Genomic DNA, 10,576 nt, shown 5'->3' on the forward strand with positions numbered 1-10,576 from the left:
AAATGCTCAAGCTGCCTTGTCGTCGAGGAAGGCGGCAACTTCGGCCATGCAGGCTTCACGCTCCTCGACATGCGGCATGTGGCTCGACTGTTCGAAGATGCGCCAGCGCACGTCGGGGATCTCGTTCGCATAGGGCTGGACGCAGGCTTCGGTTGCTTCGTCATAGCGGCCGGAGATCAGGAGCGTCGGTGCGGAGATGGTCGAAAGCCGGCCGACGATCGACCAGTCCTTCATCGTGCCGATGACATGAAATTCGTTCGGGCCGTTCATGGTGTGGTAGACGGTCGGGTCGGCGGCAATCGCGTCGAAGGTCCGCTTGACCTCCGGCGGCATGGGCACGACCCGGCAGACATGGCGCTGGTTGAAGACGTCGGTCGCCTCCATGTATTCGACGCTGTCGGTGGTCTCGGCCTGCTCGTGCTTCAGCAACGTCGCCTGGACCTCGGGGGGCAGGGCCTCGCGCAGCCGGTTGGCCTCGGAGATCCAGGTCTTCATGGCGGCCGGGGAGTTGGCGATGATCAGGGCCTTGAGACCCGCCGGGCGTTCGACGGCGAATTCGGCGGCAAGCATGCCGCCCCAGGACTGGCCAAGCAGGCAATAGGCGTCGCGGATGCCGAGATGGTCGATCAGGTTGTGCAATTCGGTCCGGAAGAACGGGACGGTCCAGAAGTCGCCGCCCTTTTCCGGCAGATGGGTCGACTTGCCGTTGCCGACCTGGTCGTAGTGGATCACGGCGCGGCCGGTCGCCGCGATGTCCTTGAAGCTGTCGACATAGTCATGCGTGCAGCCCGGTCCGCCGTGGGCGACGATGAGCGGCGGCTTGCCGGAGCCGAGATCCCCAATGATCCGGTACCAGGTCTTGTATTCGCCGTAGGGCGCATAGCCTTCAGTAGTCGACACGTTTCGTGCTCCTTTTCGTCTTCGTCCTGTCTTAGGCACCGCTCCTGGTGCGGCGATCGTCGCGGCAGATGGCTTCGGCGGTTTCCTCGATGGTCATGCCCCAGTCCATGGCGATTTTGCGCAGGCGCTTCCATGCGCCTGCCTCGTCGAGCCGTTCCTGCTGCAGGAGCTTCAGGACGGCGCGCACGACGATGGGCCGCTGGCGCAACCTGTCTTCGAGGGCCCTGATATCGTCGGCCTGGCTGCGCGTGACCTGATAGGCATGGGCGGCGATCAGCAGCGCGCTGTAGGCGCCGGTCGAGCCGATGGGTTTCAGCAGATGAGCGTTGGAGCCCTGGGCCAGCGCCCATTCGACGCGGCCGGGTGCCTCCGAGCCTATGAGGGCGATCATCGGCATCGGTGCGAAGCCGCGGGGCCAGGGAAACTGGCCGTCATGTCCCATGTCCGCGTCGAAGAAGACGACGTCGCAGTCGGCATCCGCGCCGTCGACTTGCGGCCAGACCACGCTGACGCGGATATGCAGGAGCTCGAGCTGGCGCTTCAGCGCATCCACGGAGGGATGGTCGCGGTGGAGGATGACGGCATGCCAGCTGGCAAGGGCAAGGCGGTCGGCTCGGCTCATTTGATCACCTTCAGCGTGTTGCCGGACGTCGGTCCGGCCGCATCCGTGCCGCCGGTGGCCAAGGGGCGGGCGAGCGAGCGCACCAGATAGGGATCCGCCACGACGGGGCCGGGAGCGCTGTGGAAGATGTCGAATTCACCCTGTGCATTGGAGAGGCCGATATGCGGCCGCAATGCCGCGTGATGGGTGCGCGGATCTATCGACACCGGACCGACGGGCGTGTCGAAGAGACGTGAGGTGACGACGCGGCGGACCGCTTCCGGTGCGTCGGTTGCCGCATCGGCGATCGCCCGCGCGAGAATAGACACACTCATATAGGCCGCGACGAAGGAGGTCGTCAGCCGCCGATCGCTGCCGTGGCGAAGCGCCATGCGTGCCTTGAAGTCGCGGTTTTCCTCGGTGTCCAGACCGTTGAAGTAGGGCGAGGACGAGATATGGCCGGAACGGGCGGACGACGACAGACCGTCGAGCTCGATTTCCGACAGGTTGCAGGCGACGACCGGCGGCGCGGACGGGATCCTGCCGCGAAGCTCGTCATAGGCGGCGAGGAAGGCGGTCGACGATTCCCCGACCAGATTGCTCAGGATGAAATCGGGCTTCTTCTGCTCGATCTCGGCGATCAGGTGCTCGACCTCGATCGAGCCAAGCGGCACGAAACGATCGGATACCACCTGTCCGCCGGCTGTCTCGGCGATCTCCCGGGCGATGCGGCTGATCTCCCAGCCCCAGATGTAATTGGATCCGACAATGAAGGGTCGGCGGCCATGGCGCGGCAGGACATGCTCGAACAGCGGCAGAAGGTGCTGGTTCGGGCAGGCGCCGAGATAGATCGCGCTGTCGCTCGCCTCGTAGCCTTCGTAGGGAAAGGCATACCAGAGCAGCGCGCCGTGACGCTCGATCGCTGGCAGCACGTCCTTTCGGCTCCAGGAGGTGATGGTTCCGATCACATGACGGCATCCGTGCTGGCGGATGGCCGCCTCGGCCAGAAGCGCGTAGTGCTCGGCCCGCCCGGCCGGATCGTCGATCTTCGGTTCGATGCGAAAGGGGATGCGGGCATCGGCATTGACCTCGGAGATCGCAGCCATGGCGCCGGCAACCGCTTCCCGACCGAGCGCGGCATAGGCCCCGGTGGTCGAATAGAGGAGGGAAACCGGCACCGTTTCGCGCTTCATCGCGAGCACACTCCCGACCGCGGCAACCCGCGACCCTCTGCGTTCATCGACACTTCCCATGGCTTCATTGCCCGGTTCCCGTCCACGCTTGTGTTCCACTCGACCGGTCTCGGCTGCGCGAAACAAAAAAAGCCCCGCACCGCGTGTCTCGCGGTATCGGGGCTCGTTTGCCGTCGGCAGCTCCTGCCGTTTTCTCAATGAAAGCTAGGATATGACTGCAATGTAGTCAAACACTTTGTTTGCCTAAAACTTGGCCAATAGTGCTTCTTTCCGCCCCTGCCGGCCTTCTTTCTGGCAACGGGTAAGGTCTCCCCTGCCGACACAAACGGCATGTGGCTGCGCGGGCATTCGCTTCGCCGGCTTCAGTGCCGGTTCTTCCGTCGTCCCTCCATCGCTGCCATGGCGGCGCCGGCGAGCACGAGCGGGAGGGCGACGAGGAAGGCGGAGGAGAGTGGTGCGCGGAAGATCACCAGATCGGCGAGCACCGGCCAGACGATCGCGAGGTATTCGAAGGGGGCGAGCCGGGAGGCTTCGGCATGGCGGAAGGCGAGGGTCATCGCAATATGGGCGAGGCCGCCGAACAGGCCGGCCAAAACGAGCAGCAGCAGGCCGCGGGCATCCGGCATCACCCACCCGAAGGGAAGCGTGGCGATCCCACCCAGCATCGAGGCCACCACGAAGTAGAAGGCGATCGCACCGGGACTTTCGCTTCGGCTGAGGCTGCGTACCATGATCAGCGCGCAGGCCGTCAGCAGCCCCATCAAAAGGCCGAAGACGTAACCCCAGATCCTGTCGGCATCCGCCGTCCCGTTGCCGATCTCCGGCCAGACCAGCGCCAGCACGCCGCAGAGGCCGAGCAGGACCCCGCCGACGCGCCAGACGGTCAGGCGCTCGGAGAGCAGGACGACACCGGCGATACCGGTAAATGCCGGCGAGAGATAGCTTATGAGCGTCGCCTCGGCGAGCGGCAGGCGTGCGATCGAGGCAAAGGAGGCGAACATGGCGGCGGCTCCGAAGCCAGAGCGCACCAGATGGCCGAAGGGTCGCCGGGTGGCGAGGCCGCCCGGAAATTCGCCGCGCAGCGACAGGAAGGCGACGAGCGGGATGAGGGCGAAGGCTGAGCGAAAGAAGACGATCTGGCCGAGCGGCACGTGTCCGGACAGCGCCTTGACGAAGATCGCCATCGCGGCAAACAGGAGCCCGGAAAGGACCCTGAGGCCGATCCCGAGGGCTGGTCGCTCCAAGCCCCGGGGCGAATTGTCCGTCGTCGTCATGGGCTCAGCTCCGGGCGCCTTCATTCGGGCGGTCCCGAGAATCAGTCACGGGGCTTCGGGCCGCGCGGCTCGATAGCACAGTTTGGCGTGGCTGACGCAAGATCCTGCCGTTTCCGGGACGTGCCGCTTTGTCGGCGTCGTCCCCGGCACGCCTTGCCCAATTCTCTCCGCAAGCCTCTACCGTTCGATCACCAGGTCGGTCAGCGGCCGGGAGCAGCAGGGGAGGAAGAGGCCGGCGTCGATCTCGCGCTGCCGGATGCCGCCATTGTGTTGCATGTCGACGGAACCGGACAGGAGCTTCGACTTGCAGGTGCCGCAGATCCCGTTGGCGCAGGACGACGGGATGCGGATGCCGGCCTTTCTTGCGCAGGACAGGACCGTCTGCTCTTCGGTGACGTCGATCGTGCGCCCCTGTTTCGAAAAGGTGACCGAGAAGGTTCTGGCGCCCGCCGGTTCGGACGGCGCCTCGACGGTTTCGTCGATCACCGCGGAGTCGAAGCTCTCCTCGACATAGTTCGATGCGGGCACGCCGAGTTCGCCGACGATCGAACGGGCGGCGGCCATGAACGGGGCGGGACCGCAGCACATCACGATGCGTCCGGCGATGTCGGGCACCGCGAGCCTCAGATAGTCGCTGGAGATGCGACCCGACAAACCCGGCCAGGACAGCTCGCCGGTCCGGTCCTCGGGCAGGAAATGCAGCCGCAATCCCTTGATCTTCTCCGCCAGGCCGGCGAGTTCTCCGCGGAAAATCAGGTCGCGGGGCGTGCGCGCCGCATGCAGGAAGACGACGTCGGCGTCCTCGCAGGTGTCGGCCATGTCGCGCAGCATCGACATCATCGGCGTGATGCCCGAACCGCCCGAGAGCAGCATGAACCTGCTGCCGGGGCGGTCGTTACGGACGAAGCGGCCAAGCGGACCGTTCGCCTTCACCCTTGCGCCGGCCGCCAGATTGTCATGCAGCCAGTTGGACACCTTGCCGCCGGCAACGCGTTTCACCGTCACGGAAAAGGCGTTCCCACGCTGCGGCGAGGATGAGATCGAGTAACAGCGGCTTTCGACCGCGTCGTCGATCTCGAAGTCGAAGAGGAAATACTGCCCCGCATCGAAGACAAAGCTCCGATGGTCGGCCGACGCGAAGGTGAAGGTCTTCACGTCGTGGGTCTCCTGATGCACACCGATGCAGACCAGCGTGTCGTCGAGCTCCGGGTTCCAGAGTTCTGACCGCCGGCCGGTCTTCAGGGCCGTTCCAGCGCTCTTAATATCCATTGGCGCGCATCCGGTCGATGTACCACGAGGCGAACTTGTCGAGGTTGGTTTCGGAGAAGCGCGAATAGGGGCCGGGCACATAGGCCGGATCCTTGACGCCGGCATGGGAGCGGGCCACCAGCTCGGCATCCTGGTCGGTGGTCGCCAGCCAGACGCTGGTCAGCTTGTCGAAATCATAGTCGACACCCTCGACGGCGTCCTTGTGCACCAACCACTTGGTCCGGACCAGGGTCTTGTCGGCCGAGAGCGGGATGACGATGGCGATGACCGCGTGATCGCCCATGAAGTGGTTCCAGCTGTTGTGGCCCCAGAGGTGGGTGTCGCCGGTGTCCTTGCGGGTCATGTGGCCGAGCAGCTTCGAGGAGGCTGACGTCGCGTCCGGGGTCTGGCTCTCGCCGGCACCGGAGATGATCAGGCGCTGGGTGCGGAAGTTGGTCACGCAGTCGGAGAGGCGCTCGACGGCCTTCGACGGATAACCCTCCGCTTCCCAGTTCTCGGTCCGTCGGGCATAGAGCGCTTCATGTTCCCGTGCCACTTCCCTGTCCTCTGGGCTCAGGCTGTCGGGATCGAAGCCGAAGTCGAGGTCGATGAAGGACACGCACAGTTCCGGATGGTTGGCGGAACAGTGATAGCATTCGCGGTTGTTCTCGATCGTCAGCTTCCAGTTGCCTTCCTCGATCACGTCCGCCTGGTGGGCGATCCGCGCATTGGCGATGTCATAAGGTGCCAGCCGCCCCGCCATGACTTCGGCGAGGAAGTCGATGTCTTCCGGCGGGTCGTCGGAGAGGCAGGCATAGATCAGGCCGCCGATCAGCCGGAAGGCGACCGGCTTCAGGCTCTTGCAGCTCTTGTCGAAGTCGGCGCCCATGTGAGGGGCGTAGGCGAGCTCGCCCGACAGTTCATAGGTCCACTGGTGATAGGGGCAGACGAGCTTCGAGACCACCGTCGGGCCCGGATCGAGAATGCGTGCGCCGCGGTGGCGGCAGACATTGCGCACGACCCGGATCGCCGCGTCGTCGTCGCGCAGGATGATGAGGCTCGAAGTGCCGATGTCCACGACGGTCGCGTCACCGGGTTCGGGCACGTCGCATTCGAGGCCGATGCAGATCCAGTGCTTGCGAAAGAAGACGTCCATGTCGGCTTCGAAAACGTCCTGGCGGGTGTAGAGGCCGGCCGGCAGCGAATGGCCGTCGGCTCTCGCGTCGAGCAGTGATGAAATGGAGGAAGCGAAGGTTTGCAGCATAATCAGGCCTCATGATTTGACGGCCGATCATTTCTTGACGAACAGCAGATCTCAACGGCATAAATGGGCCGAATTCGCATAACGAAATGTAATTTAAAACGCTTGTGCAGATCCAGGCCGATTCTTCAGGGATCGGTCGGAACGAGATGGAGAGGATGGAGCGAAGATGGCCCGGTTCCGGCGAAAATTGCCGCCTCTGACGGGGTTGACGGCCTTCGAGGCCGCCGCGCGGCTTTCGAGCTTCACCAAGGCGGCGAGCGAGCTTGGGGTTACCCAGGCGGCGGTCAGCCGGCAGATCCATCTCATCGAGGAGGGGCTCGGCTTTCCGCTGTTCCGGCGGCTGCATCGCCGGATCGAGCTTACCGACAAGGGGCGTGCGCTTTCCTCTTCGACGAGCGCCGCCTTCACGCTCATTGCCGAGACGATCGATGACATCACGCGGGAAGAGACCGCCGACGGGCTGACGATCTCGGCGAGCGTCGCCTTCTCGCATTTCTGGCTGCTGCCGAAGATCGCGTCCTTTTCCAGGGCCTGCCCTGGCGTCGCGCTCCGCATCGTTTCCCAGGACAACAATGCCGCGCTCGACAGCGGGGACGTCGACCTGGCGATCCGCTATGGCAACGGCATGTGGCCGGACGGGCGCGCGGAACTTCTGTTCGACGACGAGGTCTTTCCGGTCTGCACGCCGGATTATGCGGAAAAGCTCGGCGAGCATCCGGATCTCGCCGAGCTCGTGCGCCACCCGCTGATCAGCTACGACACCGAGGATCCGAGCTGGACGGGATGGGACGAGTGGCTGGCGGCCTTTTCGATGACGCTTCCGAAACGTATATCCGGCATGCGCTGCAGTTTTTACACCGAGGCGATCTATGCGGCGCTGAACGGCCAGGGGATCGTTCTCGGCTGGCGGCGGCTGGTCCAGAATCTCCTCGACCAGAAGGCGCTGGTGCGGGTGACGGGCCAGTCGATCGCCACCCGGAACGGCTACTTCGTCGTCGCGCCGCCGCGAAGCGCGCGGAACGAGCGCGTGCGCGAGTTCGTGGCATGGCTGAAGGCCGAGGCGCAGGGCGCCGTTTCCTGACGGAGAGAGAAGACGGCGCGACTTGACTTGTGCGCCGGCCGATGCCGAGGCTCAGCGGTCCGGGACGGCGCCGGCCAGATCGGCGAAGCCGCTGATCTCCGCGAGCAGATCGCCGTCGATCGGCAGCATTGCGGTTTCATCGACGTCCGACGGGATCTGCCCGCCGGGGATGTGCACGCCCATGGCCCGTAGCCGCTCGAACTGGGCGGCGACGCGTTCGGCAAAGTCTGGATCGGCTGCAACCGGAGAGATGGCAACGATGGTCATGCCGGCTGCAGGTGTCTGGTTGCCGGTGCGGAAATCGGGGGACTCGGTCGACCACGCGGCGCCCGAGAGGCCGGCCGAAAGGATCTCGACGAGCAGCGCTATGTTCGCGCCCTTGTAGCCGCCGAAGGGCAGGAGCGCGCCGAGCACGGCCCTTGCCGGGTCGGTGGTGATCGCGCCGGTCTCGTCGGTCGCCCAGCCGGGAGGGATCGCGCCTCCTTCTTCCGCCGCGCGGACGATGTTGACAAAGGCGGTCGCACTCGTCGCCTGGTCGATGACCAGCGGCGGCAAGGGGGAGGGCAGAGGCGCGCCGAAGGCGAGCGGGTTCGTGCAGTAGACGCGGCTGCCACCTTCTGCCGCCGCCATCAGGGCCGGCCCGTTGGAGCCGGCGATCGACAGCAGTCCGTCCTGTGCCAGCCGGCGGACGTAGTAGCCAAGTTCGCCGGCGGTGTAGCTGTTCTTCTGCGTGAAGACCGCGACGCCGAGGGTGCGGACGCGATCGGTGAAGTCGTTGTAGATCTGGTCGAAGCCGAGCTGGGCGATGCCGCCGTCCGCATCCGCGTGGATCACTGCCGGCAGGACGTGGTCGAAGCGGGGGCTGGCCTTGCCGGCGATCCTGCCGTCACGGATGCTGTGCAGATAATCGAGGAAATGCGGAAATCCCATGCCGGGGCGTCCGGAACAGGCCGCGGACAGCGTGGCGTCCGCCAGGGCATCGGCCATGGCCGGGCTTGCGCCGGCGCCGAGGCAGGCGTCGTAAGCGAGACGGCGTCCATCCCTGATCGATATGCTCTTCATCTGTCCGGACATCGGGGCTCCAGTGCAGTGGTATGGGAGAGGTGAAAGGTCAGGGCAGCAGAGAGGTTGCTGTCGCCGATGACACCGGGCCGGCAGGTGCCTCGCCATCGGGGAAGGAAGGAAAAGTCCCGGGGCGGGATGGCGCCCCGGGGTCGTCTTCATTTGGTCATACCGTCCAAGGCCGTCCGGTCAAACCGCCAGCGCCGGCGCGGCATCGTGCCGGTGCCCGGTCTCCTGGGCATTGACCATAGCGGCGGCGAGTTGTCGGAATGTCACGGCGCCGATGGGTTTTCCGTCTTGTGCGGTGACGATGACGTCGCCGTCTGGGGCGGCTGCGAGCATTCGGACGGCCTCCTCGATGGTGGTGCCGGCGGTGATGGTGGCGCGGCCGTCGCGATGGGCTGCTGTGACGGCGGGGGTAAGGGGCGTCATGATCGCCTCGACATGGACGACGCGGCCGCGGTTCACCTCCTTGACGAAGTTGGCGACATAGTCGTCGGCGGGGCGCAGCACGATGTCCTGGCTGGTGCCCTGCTGGATGATCTCGCCGTCGCGCAGGATGGCGATCTGGTCGCCGAGCCTCAGCGCCTCGTCGAGGTCGTGGGTGATGAAGACGATGGTCTTCCTGATCTCCTTCTGGATGTCGAGCAGCACGGTCTGCATGTCGGTGCGGATCAGCGGGTCGAGGGCGGAATAGGCCTCGTCCATCAGCAGGACGGGCGCGTCGTTGGACAGCGCCCGGGCGAGCCCGACGCGCTGCTGCATGCCGCCGGAGAGCTGGTTGGGGTATTTCTGCTCGAAGCCCTTCAGCCCGACGCGCTCGAGCCAGCGCATGGCGATCTCGACGGCCGCCTTGCGCTCGATGCCGTGGACCTCGAGGCCGAAGACGGTGTTGTCGAGCACGCTGCGATGGGGCAGCAGCGCGAACTTCTGGAACACCATGGCGGTCTGGTGGCGGCGGAACTCGCGCAGCTCGTTCTCGTTCATCTTGACGACGTCGACGCCGTCGACCAACACCTCGCCCGCGGTCGGGTCGATCAGCCGGTTGATGTGGCGGATCAGCGTCGACTTGCCGGAGCCCGACAGGCCCATGACCACCTGGATGCAGCCCGAGGGGATCTCGATGTTGATGTCGCGCAGGCCCAGCACATGGCCGTGGCGGTCGTTGAGCTCGGCCTTGGTCATGCCGTTGTGGACGGCATCGACATGGGCGGCCGGGTTGGGGCCGAAGATCTTGTAGAGGTGGCGGACCTTGATGCCGCCGAAGGCATGATCAGCCATGGACGATCTCCCGATGCTTCTGGAGCCGCTTGCCATAGGCCTGGCTGACCCGGTCGAAGATGATGGCGATGCCGACGATGGCAAGGCCGTTGAAGATGCCGAGCGTGAAGTACTGGTTGGCGATCGCCTTCAGCACCGGCTGGCCGAGACCCTGGACGCCGATCATCGAGGCGACGACGACCATGGCGAGCGCCATCATGATGGTCTGGTTGATGCCGGCCATGATGGTCGGTAGCGCCAGCGGCAGTTGGACCTTGAAGAGCTTCTGGGACTTCGACGTGCCGAAGGCGTCGGCAGCCTCGAGCACGTCCTTGTCGACGAGGCGGATGCCGAGGTCGGTGAGGCGGATCATCGGGGGAATGGCGTAGATGACGACGGCGATCAGGCCTGGAACCTTGCCGATGCCGAGCAGCATGACGACGGGGATCAGGTAGACGAAGCTCGGCATGGTCTGCATGACGTCGAGGATCGGGTTGACGATCCGCTGGACGCGGTCGGAGCGGGCCATCAGGATGCCGATCGGAATGCCGATGGCGATCGACAGAAGGGTGCAGACGAAGATCATCGAGATCGTCCGCATGGTGTCGTCCCACATGTCGAAGTAGCCGATCAGGAGCAGGGTCACGAGACAGCCGAGAACGATCTTCAGGCTGCGGCTGGCGAACCAGGCGA

Annotated in this window: 10 protein-coding genes; 1 reads left to right on the forward strand and 9 read right to left on the reverse strand. The window is 65.2% G+C overall.

From position 1 onward, the window contains the following. Window positions 1-6 precede the first annotated feature (6 nt). The 6 genes from HHL25_RS22890 to HHL25_RS22915 all read right to left on the reverse strand — a co-directional run bounded on the left by HHL25_RS22890 (window position 7) and on the right by HHL25_RS22915 (window position 6,480). Window positions 7-900, reverse strand: a complete 894-nt coding sequence (locus tag HHL25_RS22890; RefSeq protein WP_169595556.1) for a proline iminopeptidase-family hydrolase — start codon at window positions 898-900, stop codon at window positions 7-9. Between the two features lie 31 nt (window positions 901-931). After that, window positions 932-1,522 carry an ANTAR domain-containing response regulator gene (locus tag HHL25_RS22895; protein ID WP_169595557.1) on the reverse strand — a complete coding sequence of 197 codons (591 nt, stop codon included), beginning with the start codon at window positions 1,520-1,522 and terminating at the stop codon, window positions 932-934. Continuing rightward, complete coding sequence (locus HHL25_RS22900; RefSeq protein WP_169595558.1) at window positions 1,519-2,694, reverse strand: transporter substrate-binding domain-containing protein; 1,176 nt, start codon at window positions 2,692-2,694, stop codon at window positions 1,519-1,521. Before HHL25_RS22900 ends, HHL25_RS22895 begins: the two co-directional genes overlap by 4 nt. A 362-nt stretch (window positions 2,695-3,056) precedes the next feature. Further along, window positions 3,057-3,968, reverse strand: coding sequence for a DMT family transporter (locus HHL25_RS22905; protein WP_169595559.1), 912 nt, complete (start codon window positions 3,966-3,968; stop codon window positions 3,057-3,059). 177 nt (window positions 3,969-4,145) lie between these two features. Continuing rightward, window positions 4,146-5,237, reverse strand: coding sequence for a hybrid-cluster NAD(P)-dependent oxidoreductase (locus HHL25_RS22910; RefSeq protein WP_169595560.1), 1,092 nt, complete (start codon window positions 5,235-5,237; stop codon window positions 4,146-4,148). Continuing rightward, window positions 5,227-6,480, reverse strand: a complete 1,254-nt coding sequence (locus HHL25_RS22915; RefSeq protein ID WP_169595561.1) for an aromatic ring-hydroxylating oxygenase subunit alpha — start codon at window positions 6,478-6,480, stop codon at window positions 5,227-5,229. Before HHL25_RS22915 ends, HHL25_RS22910 begins: the two co-directional genes overlap by 11 nt. A 166-nt stretch (window positions 6,481-6,646) precedes the next feature. On the opposite strand from HHL25_RS22915, the gene HHL25_RS22920 reads away from it, so the two are divergent. After that, window positions 6,647-7,561, forward strand: coding sequence for a LysR substrate-binding domain-containing protein (locus HHL25_RS22920; protein WP_169595562.1), 915 nt, complete (start codon window positions 6,647-6,649; stop codon window positions 7,559-7,561). 51 nt (window positions 7,562-7,612) lie between these two features. On the opposite strand, the gene HHL25_RS22925 is transcribed toward HHL25_RS22920, so the two are convergent. From HHL25_RS22925 to HHL25_RS22935, 3 genes are all read right to left on the reverse strand, one after another. Continuing rightward, a complete protein-coding gene (locus tag HHL25_RS22925; RefSeq protein WP_169595563.1) occupies window positions 7,613-8,635 on the reverse strand; it encodes an Ldh family oxidoreductase in 1,023 nt (340 codons plus the stop codon). A 177-nt stretch (window positions 8,636-8,812) separates the two neighbouring features. Further along, on the reverse strand, window positions 8,813-9,904 hold the full coding sequence (locus HHL25_RS22930) for a quaternary amine ABC transporter ATP-binding protein (protein WP_169595564.1): 1,092 nt from the start codon (window positions 9,902-9,904) through the stop codon (window positions 8,813-8,815). After that, on the reverse strand, window positions 9,897-10,576 hold a 680-nt coding region (locus tag HHL25_RS22935), incomplete at its 5' end, for an ABC transporter permease (RefSeq protein ID WP_169595565.1). The genes HHL25_RS22935 and HHL25_RS22930, both read right to left, overlap by 8 nt.

The sequence above is a fragment of the Rhizobium terricola genome, from assembly GCF_012927355.1.
Taxonomy (GTDB): Bacteria; Pseudomonadota; Alphaproteobacteria; order Rhizobiales; family Rhizobiaceae; genus Allorhizobium; species Allorhizobium terricola.